19 protein-coding genes and 1 pseudogene are annotated in these 21,175 nt (G+C 58.4%); 10 read left to right on the top strand and 10 right to left on the bottom strand.

Features of this window, described 5'->3' with window-relative positions; all coding sequences use genetic code 11:
• Window positions 1-201: 201 nt before the first annotated feature.
• Entirely contained in the window at window positions 202-1,236 is a 1,035-nt protein-coding gene (locus AXG89_RS23875) for a zinc-dependent alcohol dehydrogenase family protein (RefSeq protein ID WP_236873537.1), read from the bottom strand.
• 94 nt (window positions 1,237-1,330) lie between these two features.
• Between AXG89_RS23875 and AXG89_RS23870 the strand changes: the two genes are divergently transcribed.
• Window positions 1,331-2,284 carry a LysR family transcriptional regulator gene (locus tag AXG89_RS23870; RefSeq protein ID WP_069638431.1) on the top strand — a complete coding sequence of 318 codons (954 nt, stop codon included), beginning with the start codon at window positions 1,331-1,333 and terminating at the stop codon, window positions 2,282-2,284.
• Window positions 2,285-2,538: 254 nt separating this feature from the next.
• Here the strand turns inward: AXG89_RS23870 and AXG89_RS23865 are convergent, their stop codons facing one another.
• The gene (locus tag AXG89_RS23865) at window positions 2,539-3,465 is read right to left on the bottom strand and encodes a LysR family transcriptional regulator (protein WP_162916120.1); all 927 of its coding nucleotides are present in this window, start codon (window positions 3,463-3,465) and stop codon (window positions 2,539-2,541) included.
• 183 nt (window positions 3,466-3,648) lie between these two features.
• On the opposite strand from AXG89_RS23865, the gene AXG89_RS23860 reads away from it, so the two are divergent.
• The 8 genes from AXG89_RS23860 to AXG89_RS23825 all read left to right on the top strand — a co-directional run bounded on the left by AXG89_RS23860 (window position 3,649) and on the right by AXG89_RS23825 (window position 12,372).
• Window positions 3,649-4,527, top strand: coding sequence for an HpcH/HpaI aldolase/citrate lyase family protein (locus AXG89_RS23860; protein ID WP_062172941.1), 879 nt, complete (start codon window positions 3,649-3,651; stop codon window positions 4,525-4,527).
• Window positions 4,528-4,551: 24 nt separating this feature from the next.
• The gene (locus AXG89_RS23855) at window positions 4,552-5,784 is read left to right on the top strand and encodes a CaiB/BaiF CoA transferase family protein (RefSeq protein WP_062172940.1); all 1,233 of its coding nucleotides are present in this window, start codon (window positions 4,552-4,554) and stop codon (window positions 5,782-5,784) included.
• Between the two features lie 75 nt (window positions 5,785-5,859).
• Window positions 5,860-6,882 (top strand): TRAP transporter substrate-binding protein, encoded by a 1,023-nt coding sequence (locus AXG89_RS23850; protein WP_062172937.1) that lies wholly within the window; start codon window positions 5,860-5,862, stop codon window positions 6,880-6,882.
• A 72-nt stretch (window positions 6,883-6,954) separates the two neighbouring features.
• Complete coding sequence (locus AXG89_RS23845; RefSeq protein ID WP_062172935.1) at window positions 6,955-8,823, top strand: TRAP transporter large permease; 1,869 nt, start codon at window positions 6,955-6,957, stop codon at window positions 8,821-8,823.
• 49 nt (window positions 8,824-8,872) lie between these two features.
• Window positions 8,873-9,757, top strand: coding sequence for an amidohydrolase family protein (locus tag AXG89_RS23840; protein ID WP_062172933.1), 885 nt, complete (start codon window positions 8,873-8,875; stop codon window positions 9,755-9,757).
• 32 nt (window positions 9,758-9,789) lie between these two features.
• Window positions 9,790-10,548: an SDR family NAD(P)-dependent oxidoreductase gene (locus tag AXG89_RS23835; RefSeq protein WP_062172932.1), complete on the top strand. Its 759-nt coding sequence runs from the start codon at window positions 9,790-9,792 to the stop codon at window positions 10,546-10,548.
• A 127-nt stretch (window positions 10,549-10,675) separates the two neighbouring features.
• Entirely contained in the window at window positions 10,676-11,875 is a 1,200-nt protein-coding gene (locus AXG89_RS23830) for a porin (protein ID WP_062172930.1), read from the top strand.
• 287 nt (window positions 11,876-12,162) lie between these two features.
• Window positions 12,163-12,372, top strand: a complete 210-nt coding sequence (locus AXG89_RS23825) for a hypothetical protein (RefSeq protein ID WP_236873508.1) — start codon at window positions 12,163-12,165, stop codon at window positions 12,370-12,372.
• A 103-nt stretch (window positions 12,373-12,475) separates the two neighbouring features.
• Here the strand turns inward: AXG89_RS23825 and AXG89_RS44760 are convergent, their stop codons facing one another.
• The 8 genes and pseudogenes from AXG89_RS44760 to AXG89_RS44755 all read right to left on the bottom strand — a co-directional run bounded on the left by AXG89_RS44760 (window position 12,476) and on the right by AXG89_RS44755 (window position 19,518).
• Window positions 12,476-12,664, bottom strand: a complete 189-nt coding sequence (locus AXG89_RS44760) for a plasmid pRiA4b ORF-3 family protein (protein WP_162916119.1) — start codon at window positions 12,662-12,664, stop codon at window positions 12,476-12,478.
• Window positions 12,665-12,689: 25 nt separating this feature from the next.
• Complete coding sequence (locus AXG89_RS23815; RefSeq protein WP_062172926.1) at window positions 12,690-14,960, bottom strand: xanthine dehydrogenase family protein molybdopterin-binding subunit; 2,271 nt, start codon at window positions 14,958-14,960, stop codon at window positions 12,690-12,692.
• On the bottom strand, window positions 14,950-16,020 hold the full coding sequence (locus AXG89_RS23810; RefSeq protein WP_069638430.1) for an FAD binding domain-containing protein: 1,071 nt from the start codon (window positions 16,018-16,020) through the stop codon (window positions 14,950-14,952). The genes AXG89_RS23815 and AXG89_RS23810 overlap by 11 nt, the downstream gene beginning before the upstream one ends.
• A 3-nt stretch (window positions 16,021-16,023) precedes the next feature.
• Complete coding sequence (locus tag AXG89_RS23805; protein WP_062172924.1) at window positions 16,024-16,506, bottom strand: (2Fe-2S)-binding protein; 483 nt, start codon at window positions 16,504-16,506, stop codon at window positions 16,024-16,026.
• A gap of 434 nt (window positions 16,507-16,940) precedes the next feature.
• On the bottom strand, window positions 16,941-17,840 hold the full coding sequence (locus AXG89_RS23800; protein WP_062172920.1) for a LysR family transcriptional regulator: 900 nt from the start codon (window positions 17,838-17,840) through the stop codon (window positions 16,941-16,943).
• Between the two features lie 108 nt (window positions 17,841-17,948).
• Window positions 17,949-18,242, bottom strand: a pseudogene (locus AXG89_RS23795) (ATP-binding protein); the annotation flags it as partial.
• A gap of 201 nt (window positions 18,243-18,443) precedes the next feature.
• Window positions 18,444-18,968 carry an IS21 family transposase gene (locus tag AXG89_RS23790; protein WP_062172918.1) on the bottom strand — a complete coding sequence of 175 codons (525 nt, stop codon included), beginning with the start codon at window positions 18,966-18,968 and terminating at the stop codon, window positions 18,444-18,446.
• A gap of 181 nt (window positions 18,969-19,149) precedes the next feature.
• Window positions 19,150-19,518: a cupin domain-containing protein gene (locus AXG89_RS44755; RefSeq protein WP_062172915.1), complete on the bottom strand. Its 369-nt coding sequence runs from the start codon at window positions 19,516-19,518 to the stop codon at window positions 19,150-19,152.
• Between the two features lie 337 nt (window positions 19,519-19,855).
• On the opposite strand from AXG89_RS44755, the gene AXG89_RS23780 reads away from it, so the two are divergent.
• Window positions 19,856-21,148, top strand: coding sequence for an IS701 family transposase (locus AXG89_RS23780; RefSeq protein WP_062172822.1), 1,293 nt, complete (start codon window positions 19,856-19,858; stop codon window positions 21,146-21,148).
• Window positions 21,149-21,175: the final 27 nt, after the last annotated feature.

Below are 21,175 nucleotides of genomic sequence, written 5' to 3'. Positions count from 1 at the left end.
TGGGCGGGTTCGTGGGTCAAGGGCGGGCGGAAGCCCGGCGTAGCGAACCCTTGGCCCGCCAAACCCGCCCACCCCAGATTCAGAGGCGGATGACTATACATTGTCGCCTTTGCGAAAAGCGGTTAGCGCGCGCATACATCCTTGCTCGCCTATACCGCGTTCGCTTGTACAAATTGATGCTTCGCTGCGGTGACGTTTAGGTCATTTGTCCCCCAAAGATGCATCGACATCGATCACTACCTTGCCGAAGTGTCCACCCTTTTCCAGATATGCATAGGCATCCTGTGCATTCGAGAAAGGGAATACTCGGTCAATAACCGGTTCGATAGCCGATTGTGCAAGCGCGCGCACCGCGTCCGCGAGATTAGCCGTTGATCCCGTCTGGCTGCCGATGATGCGTAACGTCTTCGCCATCACATCCAGCAGTGGAAACGACGCATCCATTCCACCGACAAAACCGACGGAGTATAGCGTGCCGCCTATCGCCGACGCGTTGACTGAGCGCTTGAACGAGTCGCCGCCCACGGTCTCGACGACCAGGTCGGCCCCCCGACCGTCGGTGGCTGCGAGCAACACCTCATCCCAGGCTGGCGTCGTACGGTAGTTTATGGTTTCATCGGCGCCGAGCGTGCGCGCTTGCGCAAGTTTCTGGTCCGACGACGATGAGATGAAAACGCGCGCGCCCGCCGCTTTCGCAAACTGCAGCGCAAAAAGGCTCACACCGCCAGTGCCGAGCAACGCGACCGTTGATCCGGGCCGCACGTTCCCCGCAACGATCGCATTCCACGCGGTGGTCGCCGCAATCGGTAATGTCGCGGCCTGCACGTAGGGCAGCGCATCCGGAATACGCACGAGTGCAGTCGCGGGGACGACCGCAAAGGCCGCAAGCGACCCTGGCATCGAAACGCCACGAAGCCGCTTGCCGGCTTCGCGCGTGAGCGGTCCCGCCGCCCAGTCCACGATCGATCCGGCAATCACGCGATCTCCCTCCCGCCAGCCGCGCACGCGCTCGCCGACAGCCACAATTTCTCCGGCTCCATCAGTGCCTGGCACGAACGCCGCGTCGACTGCGCCCAAGCGTCCCCATGCAACCATTAGATCCAGATAGTTCAGGCCAGCGGCATGCACGCGGATCAAGACCTCGTCGGCTTGCGGGCTGGGAACTCCCATATCGCGCTGTGCAAGTTTGTAGTTCTTGCCGGTTTCCAGCGTATAGGCACGCATGGTCGTGTTCATTGATTGCTCCTTGAATTAAGTAGCAACCAGCGTAACAGCGGGCGGGCACTATAATCCACCGTTGCAACACGACACTCTTGCAGGAGGCGCAGCAATGGATGGGATCGAGGCGGACGAGATCGGCGCATTCCTCGCGGTACTTGAAACGGGAAGTTTCACCGCTGCGGGGCGGCAACTCGGGCGCGACGGGTCGGTCGTGTCGCGCCGTGTCGCCGCGCTCGAGGCGCGTATCGGTATTCGCCTGCTCGAACGATCTACACGGCGGGTTTCCTCCACCGAAGCCGGCCAGCGTTTTCGCGACCGGGCTGACGAAGCCTTGTCGATTCTCCGCGCCGCCCATGAGGAAGCCCGTGTGCTTTCGACCACACCCAGCGGCCTGTTACGAATCAGTCTGCCGGCTGGCTTCGGGCGTAAATGGATCGCTCCGCGTCTACCCGAATTGCTCGTGCGCTATCCGCTGCTGGACGTCGAATGCAACTATACAGACAGCTTCGTCGACTTGATCGCAGGAAGGCACGACGTCGGCGTGCGGATCGGCGAGTTGCAGGATAGCCGTCTCGTCGCCAAGCCGCTGCTCACGATGCGCAGGCTGCTGTGCGCGTCGCCCGCCTACCTCGCGGCAAACCCCCCGCTTGACACGCCGCGCGATCTGCAGCGCCATGCATGCATTGGCTTCACGCCGCTCATGACGCATCCGGTCTGGCATCTCAGGCATCTGCGCAAGAAAGATGCGCATCAGACGGTGCGAATCCGCTCGCGCCTCTCGACGGACGATATCGACACGGCCATCCACGCCGCGCTCGGCTCCGCCGGTGTGATGCTCGCCACCGATTGGCTCATCGGCCGCGAACTGCGCGACGGACGCCTCGTACATGTGCTGCCAGAATGGATCGGCGCGGTGGATGAGAAGCTGAATATTGTGCGCGCGTCGCTGCGGCACGAGCCCGCGAAGACGCGGGCTTTCATCGACTGGATAGCGGCGCTGTTCGATCCGCCGCCGTGGAACACGCACGCGCCTTCCAATGCGGGCGTCCAAGCGATGCCATAGGCCGCACGCCTGTCTCGCGGATCACACCCCTCACCTAACTTAGGTCAACGGCCGGCATTCTTCCCGGCAAGGTGGTCAGCCATCTTTCCAAGGGGCTTTGTTGGACCAATGTCGGTGCAGATTCGAATGCCTATCCACTGCGCTATCTTTCCGTTCGCCTGCTCGAAGTCGCAGCTTTTAAACGAGGGTCGGCCAGTCCCGTCTTCCGGTGTTGGACATTGATCCCTATCGCACTTCACTTTGAAAATGCGGGCCTATTGCGCGTCGTGGTAACTCGCGCTAAGCCAACGACCGCTCTGCACCTCTTCATACGTCAGGCGCCGTAGGGAGTTCTCGAAGCGCCGCGCAGCGACCGAAATCTGGCGTTCGACCGGACGTGCGACAACCCAATGCATTTGCAGTTCGGCGATGGGAGCCGCGCATATCTGTCCCGACTGGACATGCTCCCGAATAGCCGAGAAAGGCAGGATGGTAAAGCTGTGACCTGATGCCGCGATGTCGATCATCAGGTGATAGCTGTCAACCTCGACGTTGTAGCTGAGCGCCTCGCCGCCGGAGAAGTAGCGCGCTAGCAGCGTTCTCACGGCACTTGGAAATGGCGCCTGGACGAGCGGCAGTGTGGGCAGGCGCGCCGCGGACACAGGGCAGTCGAGTTGCAGGCCGTGCTTCGTCGCGCCGACCAGGAAGAGACTCTCCGTGAGAAAGGGGTCACAGGTCAGGCCCGAAGGCGGCTCTTCGCCCGAAATCACCCCAAGTTCGAGCGAACCCGCCTGCAGGAGGTTGAAGATCAAGAGCGGTGTGTTTTCGAAGATATGCAGCTTCACCTGCGGGTGTTCCAGGCAGAACGCCGGTATCAGCGTGCTGGACACGATGCTTCTGAACGGCGCAGGCAGTCCGACCGAGAGGCTACCGCTCGGCGTAGACGCTCGGCTCGTCAACTCACACTGCACCTGCTCCAGATGGCGCAACAGGCCCTCCGCATGATCCCTCAACACGATACCCGCGTCAGTCAACGTGACGCCATGGCCGTGCCGGTCGAATAGCTTGGTCTTCACCTCGTCTTCGAGCGAACTAATGCGGCGGCTCAGCGCCGGCTGCGTAATGCGCAACTGCCCCGCCGCGCGGTTGAACGTGCCGAACTCGACCACCTTCATGAAAGACCGGAGATTTTTAGGATTCACGCTTACTCATGCAAAAACGTTATTAGCCGTATGTTCCTTATGCACTTTTATTTTGCCCCTTCAGGTGATACTTTTCAATCACCATAAGGTCGCCAAGACCTAAAACGAATGGAGACAAGACATGCAACCTCAATCGCGGGTAAACCTGCGGCATAGCCAGCCGCCGCAAGCGAGGAGCAACTAGTGCGCACACTACTCTTTGCATCGGCTTCCAACGAACGACATCTCGCCAAAGTATCCCAATGCGGTGCGGACGCCGCGATCTTCGATCTGGAGGACGCTGTCGCTGCTAGCGAGAAAGCGACGGCGCGCGCTACCGCCGCCCGCGTGATAGCAGGTCTGACCAATGGCCCCGTGTTCGTGCGGATCAATGGGCTCGACACGCCTTATGCCTTCGCGGATTTCCAGGCCGTCGTCGTCGCGGGTCTCGGAGGCATGATCCTGCCGATGGTGCAAGGCCCCGAACATGTTGCCATCGCCGACTGGATCATCAGCCAACTCGAGCGTGAGCGCGGGCTGGAAAGCGGAGCGATCGAACTCATGCCAATCATCGAAACCGCACGCGGACTCGATACCGTCGAGGCGATCGCCCGATGCTCGGCGCGTGTCAAGCGCCTCGCTTTCGGCGCGGGCGATTACGTCAACGATCTCGGCATGGAGTGGACCGCCGCCGAGCAAGAATTACTTTTTGCCCGCTCCCGGCTGTGTGTTGCCTCGCGCTCCGCGGGACTCGCGCCGCCCATCGACACCGCCCACGTCGATATAGCCGACATAGAAGGTCTCAGGCGCTCCGCGGTGCATGTACGCACGCTCGGCTTCGGCGGCAAGTTCTGTATCTATCCGGACCAGGTGACGGTGGTGAACGAGGTGTTCACTCCGAGCGAGGCCGAAGTGGCGAAAGCACGGGCGATCGTCGATGCCTTCAGGCAGGCGGAAGCGGCCGGGATATCGGCAATTCGCGTGGAGGGCGGATTCGTCGACTATCCCATCGTGTCCCGCGCCCAGCGGCTGATCGAAAGACACAGCCTCGCGACGCGCGCCAGCAAGCCCGAACACGTCTGAATCAAAACCCTCAGGAGTCTCATTTTGACGTTAAATACATCGCCCCAGTCCCCCGTGGCCGAGACCATGCCGATGCAAGGCATCCGCGTGATCGATGCCGCCACCTTTCTCGCTGCCCCGTTCGCCAGCACCTTGCTGGGCGAGTTCGGTGCAGAGGTCATCAAGGTCGAATTGCCGGATGTTGGCGACCCGTGCAGGAGACTTGGCAATGCGTCGGCATCGGGCGACAGTTTTGCCTGGCTTACCGAGGCAAGGAACAAAAAATCCGTCACGCTTGACTTGCGCAAGCCCGAGGGAGCTGACCTGTTTAAGCGACTCGTGGCAGAGTCAGACGTGGTGTGCGAGAACTTCCAGACCGGCACGCTCGAAAGCTGGGGGCTGGGATACGAAGACCTGAAGGCGATCAACCCGCGCATCATCATGCTGCGCATAACAGGCTACGGACAAACCGGCCCGTACGCCGGCCGCCCCTGCTTCGGGCGCATCGCCAACGCATTCAGCGGCCTGTCTTTCCTCGCTGGCGATCCTGACGGGCCACCCGTCACGCCCGGCTCGGCGACACTCGCCGACTACGGTTCCGGGCTCTTCGGCGCGATCGGCGTGCTGCTCGCCTTGCGCGCGCGCGACATCACGGGCGAGGGCCAGGTCGTCGACGTCGCGTTGTACGAGAGCATGTTCCGCATCCTGGATGAACTCGTTCCGGCCTACGGCGCGAAGAAGATCATTCGCCAGCGAATGGGCGCGGCCACTGCCATTGTCGTGCCGCACAGTCACTATCCAACGCGCGATGGCCGGTGGGTAGCCATAGCGTGCACCACGGACAAGCTCTTCGAGCGGCTTGCGGTGCTGATGTTGCAGCCGGAACTCGCGACGCCCGAGCGCTACGCGACCATGGCACAGCGCCTTGCGGATCGCGATGAGGTTGACCGGATCGTCACCGCATGGACCCGCTCGGGTACGCTCAAGGAGGTGATCGACGCCTGCGACAAGGCGCAGGTTCCCTGCGGTCCGGTATATGCAATCGACGAGATTTTCGACGACCCGCACTACCAGCAGCGTGGCAATCTGCTGACGGTTAAGGACGATCGTGTGGGCGAACTGACCATGGCCAATGTTGTCCCCCGCTTGTGTGGCACGCCTGGACAAGTCAACTGGCTCGGACCCGTACTTAGTGAGCATACCGACAGCGTACTCAACTCGCTACTCGGCATCGGCGCTGCCCGGCTCGCGGAACTGCGTGCGCTCAACGTCATCTGAACATTCGTCAAGAATTGGCTGCAGGTAGCCGTGCTAAGCGGCGCTAAAACAAAATAGCAGGAGACAAGCGTGACCATGTCAAAGAAATCCCAGGCGCGCCGCCGCGTGCTCACAACGGGCGCCGCAGTGTGCGCCGCCGTCGCCATGCCTCGGCTCGCGCGTGCCGCGGCGCCCATCAAGCTCAAATACGGCACTAACGTCAATATCGAGAATCCGCTCAACGTCAGGCTGAACGAGGCGTTCACGCGCATTCGCACACAGACCAACGGCGCCGTGGATATCCAGCTTTTCCCCGACGGTCAACTTGGCTCGGACACGGAAATGCTCAGCCAGTTACGCTCCGGCGCGCTCGACATGTTCACGCTCTCGAGCGTGATCCTGTCGCGGCTCGTGCCCGAATGCGCGATCGTCGGTGTTGGCTTTGCCTTTCCCTCCTACAAGGAAATATGGGCGGCCATGGACGGCGACCTGGGCGCCGCGTTGCGCGACAGGATCTCGGCGGCCGGCCTCTTCTGTCAGGAGAAGGTATGGGACCTAAGTTTCAAGGAGATCACGTCGTCCGCCATCGCGGTGAGAAAGCCCGAAGATCTCAAGGGCTTCAAGCTGCGCGTACCGCCCGGCCGGCTCTGGATCTCTTTGTTCGAAGCCTTCGGCGCATCGCCGACCACGATCAACATGAACGAGATTTACTCCGCGTTGCAGACGCGGGTGGTAGACGGCACCGAGCTTCCGCTTACCACCTTCTACTTCGCGAAGCTGTACGAAGTGCAAAAGTCGGTTTCGCTCACGCGCCACATGTGGGACGGCTGGCTATCGCTCGTCAATAAGGCGACCTGGGACCAGATCCCGGCAGACCTGCGCGCGGTCGTATCGAGGAATCTCAACGAATCCGCCCTTGCGCAACGCGCGGACGTGGTCGCGCTCGAAGCGCGCTTCGCCGGGGTGTTGGCCAAGGATAAAAAGATGCAGGTCATCGAGGTGGACCCGAAGCCGTTTCGCGTGGCGCTTCGCCAGGCCGGTTACTACGAAGAATGGAAGAAGCGCTTCGGTCCCGACATGTGGGCGTTGCTCGAAAAGTACGCCGGGCACATCGGCTGAGTCCGCTTTTAATATCGCCGTCTTCTCCGGGAGTTCAGCGTGAGAAATCTACAGGCTATGATCGAAACCCGCATGTCACGCGCCGAGCACGACGCATCGTCGCTATGGCAACGGTGCGCCGGCATCTGCGACAGGTGGCTTGGCACCCTCGTTGAAACTGTCACCGCCTGCGCACTGGCAATCGAAGTTGCGCTGCTGCTCGCGGGCGTGTCATGCCGTTATCTGCTGCACCAGCCGCTGACCTGGAGCGATGAACTCGCGTCAACGCTGTTCGCCTGGGTCGCGAGCCTGGGCGCCGCGATCGCGTACCGTCGCATGGAGCACATGCGCATGGTCGCGTTCGTGAGCCGTCAGGGACGCGGGCCGAGCGCGCGCTTCGATGCCTTCAGCATGACCGCAAGCCTCATGTTGCTCGCCATCTTGCTGATGCCGGCGATCCAGTATGCGGTGAGCGAATTTCCGATCGAAACCGACTCGCTGGCGATCTCCGGTGTCTGGCGCGCAGCCGCTTTGCCCGCAGGGATCGGGCTCATGATCGTATTCGGATTGCTACGCCTGGGACGCCAAGTCCGCCTGCCCGATTTCGCACTGGCGCTCGCGCTGATCGCTGTCATCGCCACCGCGCTTTATCTCTGCAAGCCGTCGATTGTCGCAATGGGTCTCTACAACCTGCTGATCTTTTTTGTGGTGATCGTCGGCGGCGCAATCTTCGCCGGCGTTCCGATTGCCTTCGCCTTCGGGCTGGGGACGCTCGCCTATCTGAGCATCGTCACGCACGCGCCGACCGACGTCATGATCGGCCGCATGGAAGAAGGCATGTCGCATCTTGTGCTGCTCGCAGTGCCCCTGTTCATCTTTCTCGGCGCGCTCGTGGTTGTGACGGGCATGGCAAAAGCCATGGTCGGGCTGCTCGCCCGGCTCTTCGGTCACGTGCGTGGCGGCTTGCATTATGTGCTGGTCGGCGCGATGTACCTGGTATCCGGTATCTCGGGCTCGAAGGCCGCCGACATGGCGGCGGTCGCTCCCGTATTGTTTCCCGAGATGCGAGCGCGTGGTGCCAAGGATGGCGATCTGATCGCGCTGTTGTCAGCGACCGGCGCGCAGACCGAAACCGTGCCGCCAAGCATCGTGCTCATCACGATCGGCTCCGTCACGAGCGTGTCGATCGCGGATCTCTTCGTCGGCGGCCTCATGCCCGCTCTGCTGCTTGGCTTGATGCTATGCGCGGGCGTGTGGTTCAAGTATCGACACGACAGCGACCAGGCAGCGCGTTCCACCTGGCCCGAGATCGCGCGCGCGTTTGTCGTTGCGCTCCCCGCGCTCGTGTTGCCGTTCGTCGTGCGCTTCGCCGTCATTAAAGGGATCGCGACGGCAACTGAGGTTTCGACCGTCGGAATCGCCTATGCGCTCGCCTATGCGGTCCTGATCAGCGTGCTGTTTCGCAAGCCGGTCGCATGGGGCCGCATCTGGCACGCGCTCGCCGACACTGCGTCGCTCTCCGGCGCCATCCTGCTGATCATCGGCACAGCAACGGCCATGGCATGGGCACTCACGCAGTCGGGCTTCTCGACAGGACTTGCCGCGCTGCTGGCGGGTCTGCCCGGCGGAAGAGCCACATTCCTAGCGGTCTCGATCGTGGCGTTCATGGTGTTGGGAAGCGTGCTGGAGGGTATACCCGCCATCGTGTTGTTCGGCCCGTTGCTGTTTCCCATTGCCAAAGCGCTCGGCGTGCACGAAGTTCATTATGCAATGGTCGTCGTGCTCTCGATGGGAATCGGGCTTTTCGCCCCACCGTTCGGGGTGGGCTACTACGCTGCTTGCGCCGTCGCGCGCATCGATCCTTCCGTTGGCATGCGCCCGATCGCGCGCTACTTGCTGGTTTTGTTCGCGGGCACCGTGATCGTTGCAGCGTTCCCGTGGCTATCCACCGGTTTTCTCTGAGTACGACGGTGTCATCGTCTTCGCCTAAACCTCTTCATTGGAGCATCGCATGCAAAAGATCGATACCCACTTTCATATTTGGGACCTTCAAACAAACTACTATCCCTGGCTGACTGACAACGTCCAGCCACGCGTAATCGGCGATTATGCGGCGATCCGCAAAGACTATCTAATCGAAGATTTTCTCGGCGACATCGCGGGATCCGACGTGGAAAAGGCGGTACATATCCAGGCGGAACATGATTCCCGCGATCCGGTCCGCGAAACGCGCTGGCTGCAGCAAGTTGCCGACGCACCCGCATCGCGCGGGTTTCCACACGCTATTGTGGCGTATGCGGATCTTGGCGCAACAAATGCTGCGGATGTCCTCGCAGCACACTGTGAGTCCGCAAACATGCGTGGTATCCGGCAGAGCCTGATCCAGCACAAGGTCGATCCGGCCGCCACGGACCCGCGTGAGAGTAAGCTTTGGGCTAGCAATTTCATGCTGCTACGGCAAATGAATCTGTCGTTCGATATCCAGCTCTTCCATTCCGACATGGCCTTCGGAGCCGACTTGATCGGACGCAATCCCGATGTCCAGTTCGTACTCACGCATACGGGTTTGCCAATGGAAACGTCGGTGCAGTATCTCGAAGCGTGGCGTACGGGCATGCGGCTGCTCGCGCAGCGCCCGAACGTAGCGGTGAAGATATCAGGTTTCGGGTTCCTCGACCGCCAATGGAACGTCGACAGCATCAGGCCACTCGTGCTCGAAACCATCGAAATCTTCGGTATTGACCGCTGCATGTTCGCAAGCAATTTTCCTGTCGACAAGATGTCGCGAGATTATGCGAGCTATTGGAACGCGTTCGATCATATAACGCTCGGTTTCAGCGAAAGCGAGCGCACCGCGTTGTTCCAGAGCAATGCCGAAAAAACCTACCGCATCTAATATCGGATCGATGACTTAAAAGAGGTGAACCGATGGACCTGCAACTCGACGGACGCACCTGCCTGATTACCGGCGCCAGTTCAGGCATTGGACGCGCGATCGCGCAAGCTATGGCGCGCGAAGGCGCCCGGCTCGCGATTGCCGGGCGCAATGCCGAAGCGCTCGAGGCGTTACGAGACGAATTGAGAGCACTGGGACTGTCCGAGCCCACTCTGTGCATTGGCGATGTATCGACGACGGCCGGTGTTGAACAAGTGGCAGCGCAAGCCATGCACTCACTGGGCGAGATAGCAATGCTGGTGAACAACGCGGGCGGTTCCCGTCCCATGGGTGACAATAATGACGAGGACGTGTGGAGCGAAGCCATCGACCTTAATTTTTACGCCGCGCGCCGGCTTACGGGACTAATGGCACCGCAGATGATCAAGGCTGGGTGGGGCCGCATAATCAATGTGACAGGTGCAGTCGTCGGCGCAAAAATGAACGCGGCGGCCCCCGCAAAGGCGGCGTTGCAGAGCTGGTCGAAGGCGCTTGCGTCCGAACTCGCGCCAAACGGCATCACGGTGAACTGCGTCGCCCCGGGCCGGATCAATAGCCGCCAGATACTCGAAACCTTGCATCCGACAGCCGAATCGCGCCAGGAGTACATCTCGCGCAACATCCCGATCGGCAGGTTCGGCGAACCGGAGGAGTTCGCCAACGTGGTTACGTTCCTGTTGTCTCCGCTGGCGAGCTATGTGACCGGGACGGTGATCCCGATCGATGGTGGCCTGCATCGTCTTGCAATCTGAGAGCACGCGGGACATGGAAAGTTGATCGCCCTTTGCGCGATGATGTAAGCGGTCAACGGTTGTGTACTTCCTGATGTAACCCAAAATCTGTTTGTTCAGTTATCCATATTAAATATCTGGAATAGCCATGATCCGAAAAAGGCCAGGCCTTACCGTGTTCGCCGCAGGTGCATTGACTGCTTTCCTGCCCAGTGCCCATGCGCAAAACTCAGTAACCTTGTATGGCATTATCGACGCCGGGGTTTCCTACACTAACAATGTGAAAGGCGCGAGCGCCTGGCAAGAGACCGTTGGCAAGCTGGGCGGAAGCCGCTGGGGCCTGCGAGGAAGCGAAGACCTGGGCAGCGGCCTTGCTGCAATCTTCATGCTTGAAAGCGGATTCAACGCTGCAAATGGCAGTTTGCAACAAGGAGGACGTCTGTTCGGGCGGCAGGCCTTCGTCGGACTGTCGCAAGCGAACGTGGGCACTTTAACGTTCGGCCGACAATACGATCCGCTTGCGGACATGGTGGCGCCGTCCGTGGGTTCGTACATCTGGGCACCGTCAACGCATATCGGCGATAGCGACAATCTCACACAAACTTTCCGGGTGAACAATTCGGTGAAGTTTCGGTCGGCGTCCTTCGGCGGCCTCTCCGCCGACGGCCTTTACGGCTTCAGCAATCAAGCCGGATCGCAACCGGGAGACGGCTTCGCAAATAACCGTGCATGGTCGGCCGCGCTCAATTACACAGGCGGCCCGGTCACGTTTGGAGCCGGCTACTTCGAGCTTAATCATCCCAACTCGTCGACGAACGGAAGCGGTGCAGTCGGCGGCGCGACCACCACGTCGGGTGACGATTATAGCGGCGCCTTCTTCTACAACATTGATGGCGGGGTCGCGCGCCAGCGCATTGGTACGGCCTCAGCCAGCGTCAAGCTGGGTCTGGCAACGCTTGCGAGCAGTTTCAGCCGCGTCATTCTCGACTATAACGATGGCGCGGGCAGAAAGCTGGACAATTACGATGTCAGTCTCCGTTATCTGATTAAGCCGTCCCTTTTGTTGATTTCGGACTACGTTTATACCGATGGCCATGCCACCGATCTTCCCGGTCAGGCGGGGAAAAGCAGTAAACCTAAGTGGCATCAACTCACTCTTGGCGCAGATTACTTTCTTTCAACGCGTACGGAGCTGTATGTCACTGCCGAATATCAACTGGCCGCTGGCGACGCGTCGACCTTGGTCAATGGACACTATGTCAAAATCGCGTCCATCTATACCGTAGGCGCTCCGTCGTCTACTAATCGGCAGGTAAGCGTATCGACGGGACTGAGACACAAATTTTAGTGGTCGGAAGAAACGACCAAGCCCTTGTACTGTTGCATGTCTTCGATTTGCATTGAAATCTTGATTCACTTTGACGGTAAGCAGTCAGTTAAGCGCACCGAAGTGGTTTTTATGATCGATAGGGCCGGTGATTTGCGTGTCTTTTTTGCCCCAGTTGTTCCGGGCCATGAGTAAGAGGGTAGCGTTGGTGGCACGCCGGTCGAAGAACTCGATATCGAAGTCATCACTAGTCCACTGCGTCATTGACTTGGCACCCCGTCTATGTTCGAATTTAGGGCATGGGAAAAATGAATCTGACTGATACCGAACGTGCGCAATTACTTTCAGCGGCACGCAGCCGAACGGTGCGCGCGGCGGACGTGCGACATGCAAAACTGATCTTGATGCTCGAGGACGGTGAATCGCGCGACGGGATCATGAGCGCACTGGGCTGCGACTCACGTTTCATCGCACGTTGGTCGGGGCGCTTCCTCAACGAGCGACTGGCCGGCATGTAAACCAATCAAATGGAAATATGACGATCCTTCCCGTCGAATTCGCCCGGTGCCAAGTCAATGATGCAGTGGACTAGCGCACATCCTGTATTCCTGAGTCTCCTCGCTATTGGGCTCGCTGGCCCAGAACACTCAACATTTCTTGATAGCCGCTAGCGCTACCTACGTCTTCCGACGGCCATGCAGCGGCACTTGCAATGACACAGGCCTCACGGCTGACTTGATGACCGATGCATACTACGTCTTCGACGTGGATATCGTGGTGCCAGTCGTCACCGAAGTCATAGCGGTACACAAACCCGGCTTTTTGAAACCGTCTCTTAGAAGAACTTATCTGGGGTCAACGGCAAATTCCTGAGCCGCTTGCCAGTGGCGTTGAAAATCGCATTGCCGATCGCCGCGGGGACATTATTCGTTCCAAGTTCGCCCAGCCCCCTGGCGCCGAGCAGTCCCATCTGCTCATCGGGAATTCCTAATGTCTCTACCGTAATATCGGGCGTGTCTGCACAACACGGTATGTGGTAATCCGCTAGGTTTCGGATTACCGCTCTTCCTGTGTACGGATCGTAGTAAGACTCTTCCATCAGTGCCGCACCAAGTCCTGCGATCATTCCGCCCATGAGTTGCGATCTAGCTGTGAGCGGGTTGATGACTCGGCCTACGTCAAACACCCCAGTGAGCCTAGGGACGCGAACCACCCCGGTCGAAAGGTCAACTCGAACTTCCGCGAAAATCGCTCCAAATGAGTGGAGCTCGAATTTCTTGTCGTCTCTGTCGGGCGTGAGGACTCCGGTTGCGGTCACAAGCTCACGTCCTGCTTGGCGCAGCACCTGAGAATAGCTTTCGCGTGCTCCGCCCGCGGTGTTGTCTGAAAGGCTGGCATTTGACGCAACGATTCGCTCGACGGGCAGGCCGAAGAGAGCCGAATTAGGATCGTGGCGGGCAACTTCCTTGATCGCAGATAAAAGGTTGGCGCCGGCCGTCAGGACTGCCGCGCCAACGCTTGCGGTAGTGCGTGATCCTGCGGTGATGGGCGAGTCAGGAAAGGTGGAGTCGCCGAGGTCGAACTCAACAGCATCAATCGGCATCGACATGGCGTCAGCAGCGATTTGCTTGAAAACGGTGTAAGCCCCGTTGCCGATTTCGTGGGTAGCGCTCCGTACTTTCGCTGTCCCATCCGCGAATAAGGTAATGCGGGCGGTGGCATCGTCTAGTACGGCAGGCAACGTGCTGCTTGCAACCCCAAAACCGATCATTTCATTGCCAGAGCGTATTAGTCCAGGCTGCATCTTTCTCCGTTTCCAGCCGAAAATCTCCCCACCTTTCTCGAAGCACTCTCGCAAATGCTTGGACGAGAACGGCAGATCAGTGAACGGGCCCTTAGTTGCCTCGTTTGCCAGACGAAGGTCAATGGGATCCATTTCGAGCTCGTGCGCTAATTCATCGAGCAGACTTTCCAGTGCCCAGCCTCCCGCTATAACGCCAACGCCCCGCATGGGCATGGGGGTTGGCAGGTTTAAATGCCTAATTTCCTGTGCGATTGCCAGATTCTTTATCCCGTACATCATCATCGTCATGCCGGTTGACGGCTCGGGATATCCGCTCACCATGGAAGTATGTGAGACGGCCTCGTGACGCAATGAGGCGATTCGTCCGGTCCGCGATGCGCCTAGACGCATCACCTGACGCGTCGCCGGCCGGTGACCGTTTAGCTCGAACATTTGCTGTCGAGTGAAGGCGATTTTTAGGGGGCGCCCGAGTTTCCGAGCACATGCCGCTGCCAATAGGGTGTTCCCAAACATCCAGGCTTTCGAACCAAATGAGCCGCCAAGAAACTTCACGACAATTTTGATATTCGATTCGGGCACGTCCAGGCAGTGGGCTATCACAGCGCTAAGACTTTTGAGAACTCGTGTCGTGTCGTAAAGCAACAGGTGTTCGTCGCCGTTCTTTGTTTCCCACTTCGCGATCGTCGATAGCATCTCTATAGCATTGTGGTGGTGTACTGGTGTTTCGTAAGTTCGCTCGATACGGATAGCCGCCGCGTCATATGCCTTGGCAGGATCCCCGGTTTCAAGCTGGAGTGGCTCCATTCCGCAATACGACGCTGGCTTCGACCGTCGGCTCGCCGTCTCTAAGTTCAATTCGGCATCTCTCCGCCGGTATTCGACATGGAGCATTTCTGCGGCGTGAATGGCCTGTTCAAACGTTCCAGCAACAACTACAGCTATCGCCTGACCAGCATAGCTTACGGAATTGTCTTGCATCGGAACCATCATCTCAATGAGGCCTCCTTCGCCAGAATATTGAATTCCCTGGGTCTTCTCGGGTAATTCGCCAATCCGGGGCGCCGTCTCGGGTGTGATAACAGCGACGACACCAGGCAATGCCATGACAGACTCTGTATCGATGGAAGTCACGCTTCCGCTCGAAATGGCGCTGCCGACGACCACGCCGTACAGTAGACCCTCCAGGGAGTGCTCTGCAGTGTAGAGTGCGCCTCCGGTGACCTTGGCGCGACCATCGACGCGCTGCGTCGCCTGTCCCACGGCTACCGGGACAAACTTAGTTTCTGCAGATTTATTGAACATGATTTGCCGCGACGCCTCCGATGTTAGCTGCGAAAACAGAGCCCGCCGGACCGGATAAAGGTTCCAAGCCGGCAGCTTCCAGCAATCCGCGCGCGATAAGTTCGATAGCCATGGGGCCCTTGAAGTTATTCTGTGAGAAATACTTGGCACCGGTTAATGCCAATTGGGCGGCGCTTCGAAAAAGCTCGTCCGAAGGAATGTGTCCGGACAGCATCTCCTCCGCCTCCCGCGCGCGCCACGGTTTATGGGCCAATCCACCCAAAGCAATCTTTACGTGGTCGATCCGTCCATCATGCAGATCAATTGCCACCGCACAGGAGACCAGCGCGAAAGCATACGAAGCTCGGTCGCGAACCTTGAGGTAGTGCGAAATCCCACCAAACATTGGAAGCTCAATCGCAATGATGAGCGATCCATGCGGCAGGTTAGAGTCGAGACCGGGCTCGTTAGCTGGAAGACGCAGTAAATCATTAATCAGGAAGCGTTCTTCCCCAACGCGTGAGCGAGTGACCACCACTGCGTCCAGGGCAGCGAGCATGACTGCCATATCCGATGGGTAGGTTGCGATGCAGCTGTGACTTCCGGTCGGACCGTCGTCGGTGTGACCGAGTATCGCGTGTAGCCGGTTGAAACCAATAATAGCCGAACAGCCGGAGCCGGGGGACCGCTTGTTGCACGGCTGGTGAACATCACGCAGATAAGGGCATCGGGTTCGCTGCAGGATATTTCCGGCTACAGACGCCATGGACCGAATTTGGCGGGACGCACCAGCGGAGATTGCTTCTGAAAGCCCTGGGAAACGTGAACGGACCAGGGGATGATTGGCGACAACTGCGTTCTTGGCGTTTGCACCAATCTGCAAAGTGCCACCTGGTAGCTCTGCAATCTCGTACATCGGTAAGCGGGAAATATCGACTAGCCGGCTTGGTCGAAATACTTGCTCCTTCATCAAGTCCACCATTGTGGTTCCACCGGCGATGAAGGAGGCGGTATGGTCCGAGGCAACCTGTTCGATCGCGGTGGCCTCATCAGTTGCACAGACGTACTCGAACGGCTGCATGGACTAAATTCCTTTCGAGAGGTATGCCGCCTTAATGGCCGCCACGATATTGGGGTATGCGGCGCAGCGGCACAAATTGCCACTCATCCCGTCGCGGATCTCAGGATCGGTTAGCACCGGCTGATTTATAAGGGTCGCCGCGCTCATGATCTGCCCGGACGTGCAGTAGCCACATTGAAACGCATCGTGCTCGATAAATGCTTGTTGCAACGAATGGAGAACGTCGCTCGTGGCAAGGCTCTCTATTGTCCGGATATCGGTGTCTTGACACATGACGGCCAGTGTCAGACAAGACAGCTGCGCTTCCCCATTGATGTGAACCGTGCAGGCTCCGCACTGCCCGTGATCACATCCCTTTTTTGTACCGGTCAGATCCAGCCTTTCACGCAGAAGGTCGAGCAATGTCGTCCGCGAATCGACCTGTAGCTCGAGCGGCTTCTCGTTAATGCGCAGTTTCAATAAGACTTCCAAGTCAGGGTGAGTCATGCGATACCGTCCCTTTCGTTTGCGAAATTTGCCGATGAAATAAAATCGTTGAAAGTAAAGAGCTACTTTTAGGAGGTTAGTCGCCCGAAATAAGCAGACTCTCTTTAGACTAGCCAACTCGTGGCGTTTAACCGCTTAACCTTTTATGCGCCGAAAGGGTGCAGTCAGCAATCAAGTAGGAGAGGCGAACAGTGTGGCCGAATTTTGGCGCCGTGCCGCCAGTTCGAGTCCGTCAATCTCTCGAAAGGCCGGCAGGTGGGAGACTGCAGCCCAACCCGTCTTCATATCTACCCTGGTCACGCCGACCCGCAATAATTTCTTCGTCTTCTCTCCAATTGTTGCGAAGCTGATCATGAAACTGAGACAGCGTGGCAGGGGCGAAAGATTCGAAACGATTGGTTGGGACCATTGCACCTTTTCCGATGGAACCTAATTCAGCCGAGTTCAGCGAAAGCTTGTACTAACCAGTCTATGAAGACGCGTACCTTCGGGTTCTGATGCTTTTGCGAAGCAAAAACTACTTGAAGCGGTCGACTCAGGCCTTCGTAGTCTTTGAAAAGTTCGACAAGGGATCCATTCCGTACGTATTGCTGCACCTTTGACTCACCGATTTGGATGATGCCGAATCCTAGGAGTGCTGCAGCAATAAGGGATCGGCTGTCGTTCACGACTAGGCGGCCCTTCGGCTGAACTTGCACAACGTGTTCACCGGACTTGAACAACCACAGGTTAGGTGCCGGATGCGACGGAAAAGTGAAGTCCAAACACTGATGACCTTCGAGCTCTTCAGGCATTGCTGGTATCCCCTGATCCGCAAGATATTCCGGGGAAGCACAGGTGATCATACGGTAGGGACAGAGCACCCTCGAAATGAGTGCCGAATTGGGTAAGTTACCGATTCTCAAGGCGACGTCGAATCCCTCGGCAACGACGTCCACGATTCGGTCCGACAGGTTGAGTTCGATGGAAACACCTGGATAGGCTTTGAGGAAGCTAATTAGGTGCGGAATGAGAAGACTTGACCCAATACCGATCGGGGCTGCGATTCGTAGCGCCCCCTGCGGCACACCAATCTGGTCAGTCACTCGGGCCTCAGCATCCTCAACCGCGGCCAATGCCAGCTTGCAACCCTCGAGATAAAGTCTTCCCGCTTCAGTCAAGCTCTGACTGTGGGTGGATCGGTTGATCAAGCGAGCGCCCACCCGCTTTTCCAGGGTCGCCACATGTTTCCCTGCCATCTGTGCCGACATACCTAGCTGCGAGGCCGCGGCGGTGAAAGAGCCGCACTCGGCGGTCTTTACGAAGACTTGCATTCCAGCGAGCTTGTCGGCCATCAATACTCCTCGTCTCGAGGCGGCACTCTATCGCAACCGATAGGAGAATGCCGACGTGATCAAAAAAACTTCGACCATGCACGAGAATGATCAGTAGATGAACGTACAACGAATGAATATAGCCATCAGCAGCCGGGCGGTGAGCGCCCGGTCCAGGCCGCGGGCGGTGAGATAGTCGATGTCCTCGGGCGACGCGTCGGGGACCTTCAGTCTGGCCCGACGCAGCCGGGCCGCCGTTTGTCGCGAGTCACGTTCACTGGATTCACGCTCGACCAGCAGCCCCAAACGTTCTTCAAAGCCCAGCCGGTCAATGCCGTCTTGGGACTGTTGCTCGGCAAGCGCCGTCGCCATGCCGGGCAGGCGCAGCGCGTGCAGTTTGTCGACAGTGGGATAATGCAGTATATGGACTCCCTTTCAGCTTCGGTGATAGTACGAAGGCCCGCGCATATTGGCATGCACAAGCGGCAGGTCGGCCTGCCCGGTAGCGGGTTCGGGCTTCCGGTCCAGGCCGTTCTTCAGCGTCGAGTCAGTGAAGTTGTAGTTCGGCGCTTTCAGATCGATGGCGCGGCGGCAGGCAGCTTCGAGCCGGTCGCGCCCGTAGCCCTACAGGTGCAATACGACTGCTGGGGATGCTTGCGGGCACCCAGCAAGCGCTGGATGACGGCCGCCGTATGGGGGCCCGATGTCGGCGGCCCAGTTGCGCAGCCGCTCCGGATCCCAGCCCTTGGCGACAGCCAGGTGCTCCGGCGGCATGTGCGCGTCGATCGTGGTGTGGGAACGGCGGCGAGCGCTTTCGCCGTGAGCGGCAATGCGTTGACCGCGATGGAAGATCTCGACGGTGTTGTTCGTGTGACGCACGTCAACCTGTTCGCGCGCGTAGCGATACGGCACCGAGTAATAGTGGTGATTTAGCTCGACGTGATAGTCCGGGCCGACACGCGCGACCTTCCACTCCGCGTACTGATAGGGCTGCTCGGGCAACGGCCTAAGTGCCGGGCGATCGATTTCGTCGAAGACGCTAAGGCGTGAGCCAGGCAGCTTCTTGAAGGGCCGGTTGTTCAGATCGCTCAGCAACGCGGCGATCGCCCGCTTAGTTGGCGTCAACGAGGTGCATGCGATCGTCGTCATTCTCGCCATGAGTGTGGGCCTGTTTAAGCTATTTCTACATCTGAAAACTAATAGCACGGACGCGAGCAAAGCGTTACGCGCTTTGACCATGAGGTCACAAATATCAATGGCCTGATCTGTCAGATTAGGTACTCCCGAGACTGCGGAGGGAGGGGGCGTCGATTAGACGAGAACCCATTGGTTACTTTTGGCCCATTGATTTCTCTCGCGATTTATAGAAGGTAGCCATATTTTCTGGAGGGCAAGTGACTGCAAGGTAAGCAAAGACTTCAGCTCCGGTGTTCTCGATCCCGTGGATCTCACCAGCAGGCGTACGGATGATGTCGCCTTGCCTGACAATCTCCGGTCTTGCGTCCGTCAGAAGTAGCAGTGCCTCACCCCGCTCCACAATCCAAATTTGCTCAGACGACGTGTGGACGTGCCGCTCTGAAACGGCTCCTGGTTCCATTGTGACCCTGGTTATGGTGGCCATCGCATCCGGGGCGTTCTCGGGCCAAACAATTTGAACGGAATTTTTCCCGGGATTTTTTAGCACCACGCAATCGGACATGCGCAATCTATGTATTGTCAAAATAGACTCCAATATTGCATGAGGTATTACAGCGTAGCGATAGCATCGCATGATCGATGCAAGATTTCTTGAACATATATTCCGATGAATATTCAAGTCCCAACCATGCGTGTGAGCTACGATTTTTTCGCTCGGACATTAAACTGCTGCGGTTTGCGATCGTAAGTCTGCCGCACGAAAGGTGACAATCTCCATTAACCGCCTTTCGAGGGGCAGTACGGTGCCAATTGGATCAAATAGAGATTCAAGCTAGTACTACTGTGTCATAAGATTCATGGCATTATAGGAGCTTCTTCATCCTTTACAAGAGGAAGCGATGGACTGGGAGACATCGTTCGATGAGTACCTGGAGCACCTATGCGACACAATTGGACATAGTGATCGCCATGCCGGCCTGGTGGGCTATTGCCAAGGGTTGATGCTGCCGATTGCGCGTAAAAGTGTCGAGCCGCTGGCAGCCCATCTCGAGCCGCATCGCGTGAGTGCGCGTCATCAGTCCCTACACCATTTCGTTTCAAAATCCGAATGGTCTGACGCCGCATTGATGGAACAGGTTCGGCGCTGGGTATTGCCGCACATGGACCCGTCAAACGGGCTGTACTGGATCATCGACGACACTGGCTTTCCAAAGAAGGGAAAGCATTCGGTGGGCGTGGCCCGGCAATACTGCGGGCAGTTGGGTAAGCCGGATAATTGCCAGGTTGCTGTGAGCTTGTCTGTAGCCACCGAGGAGGCGAGCCTACCAGTCACTTATCAACTTTACTTGCCGCGGGAATGGGCGGACGACCCGGCAAGACGGCAGCAGGCCGGTGTGCCCGATGAGATTGAGTTTGCGACCAAGCCGCAGATCGCCATCGCGCAACTGCGTGAGGCAAGGCAAAGTGGTGCGCCGAACGCAGTGGTGCTGGCTGACGCGGGTTATGGAAACGACGCAGCGTTTCGTGCCAGCGTTGGCGAACTCGGCTTGCAATACGCCGTGGGCATCCAGTCGAGCACACGCGTGTGGCCACCGGGACTTGCCCCGCTGCCGGCTGTACCCTCAACCGGCAAAGTTGGCCGACCTCGAAGCCTGCAACGCCGGGTACCGGGACATAATCCAGTCGCGGTCAAGGACCTGGCACTAGCGCTCGATCCATCTTGCTATCACACGGTTTCGTGGCGTGAAGGCACTCGTGCCGCACTAAGTTCCCGTTTTGCGGCGTTGCGCGTGCGGACCTCTCACCGTGATAATTGGCAGGCTACACCACGCGATGAAGAATGGCTGCTTATCGAATGGCCCATTGGCGAAATCGAACCGACCAAATACTGGCTTTCAACTTTGCCGGAAGAGACGGTTGTGCAACATCTCGTTCACGTTGCCAAAATGCGTTGGCGCATTGAGCGTGACTATCAGGATCTCAAGCAGGAGTTTGGCCTCGGACACTTCGAGGGGCGTGGGTGGCGGGGTTTTCATCATCACGCATCCCTATGCATTGCCGCCTACGGGTTTCTCGTCGCACAGCGCCTGAGTCAAGGCAGTAAAAAAAACTCCGAAGTCCGCAGCATACCTGCCTTACCCGCGGACTACACCCCACGCGGCTCCCCAGCGCATGCAGCGACACGTATCTGATTCGATCGCAACGCTGCGCTGGCGAAT

The organism is Burkholderia sp. PAMC 26561, from assembly GCF_001557535.2.
Taxonomy (GTDB): Bacteria; Pseudomonadota; Gammaproteobacteria; order Burkholderiales; family Burkholderiaceae; genus Caballeronia.
The sequence above is the reverse complement of the archived record's forward strand: the minus strand, read 5'-3'. Positions and strand labels throughout refer to the sequence as shown.